This is a genomic window from Acetonema longum DSM 6540, assembly GCF_000219125.1.
Classification (GTDB): domain Bacteria; phylum Bacillota; class Negativicutes; order Sporomusales; family Acetonemataceae; genus Acetonema; species Acetonema longum.
Map to the genome: position 1 here is coordinate 1 of NZ_AFGF01000180.1, position 858 is coordinate 858.

The 858-nt window shown below is 62.8% G+C and carries 1 protein-coding gene; it reads right to left on the bottom strand.

All coding sequences use genetic code 11. From position 1 onward, the window contains the following. Positions 1 to 858 (bottom strand): filamentous hemagglutinin N-terminal domain-containing protein (locus ALO_RS15925; RefSeq protein ID WP_004097853.1); only part of this gene is annotated, 858 nt, incomplete at both ends.

Sequence of the window (858 nt, forward strand, 5' to 3'; positions counted from 1 at the left end):
GTTGGTGAGGGTTTGGCCGCTGAGCCGGGCGGTGTCGGTGGCGCTGATGGCGCCGCTGTTGGCGAGTTTGCCGTCGGCGGTGAGGGTGAGGTGCTGGGCCCGGAGTTCGGAGGCGATGTTGGTGAAGTTACGGGTGCGAAGGGAAAGATGATCGGCTGTGGCGGCGTTTAGGCCGTCGCCTTCGACCCGGATGTCGCCGGTGGCGGCCGGGGCGTAGGTCAGGTTTTGCCAGTCGGTGGGTTGGGCGGTGGAGAGGGTGATTTCCCGGGCGTTGATGGTTCCGAAGCCGTTGACGGAGATTCCGTTCGCATTGGCGATGACGAGGTTGGCTTGGGCGCCGGCTACTTCGAGGTAGCCGTTGAGGTGGCTGAGGTGGGGGCTGGTGACTTCGCTGAGGATGGTTGGGGCGCTGACGCCGTTTAAGCGGTGGTTGGCGTCGATGTAGCCGCCCAGTTGGGTTTGGGTGTACTCGGTAGTGTTATTTAGGATGAGGCCGCTGGGGTCGATATTGAAATGGGTGTAGAGGTTGCGGGAGACGCCGCCGGCGGTGGGGGTGGCAATCTGGACGAGGGCTACGCCATTGGCGGCTCGGTCGATGATGGGCTGGTAGGCTACGGGTGCTGTGGTATCGGCAACCAGGGGCAGATGGTCGGGTTTGGCAACGGGGGCAGGGGTGAAGGTGCTGCCAGGCAGGTCCGGAAGATCGGGCAATTCGGGTTGGATGACTGAGGGATCCGGGGTTGTCGGTTGTTCTCCGGTGGGAGGTTCTGCCGGCTGTGGAGGTTGTTCTCCGGGATTGGGATCTTCCGGTTCTGTGACTGGATTGGGATCGGATTGATGCACCTGAACGTTTTGAGC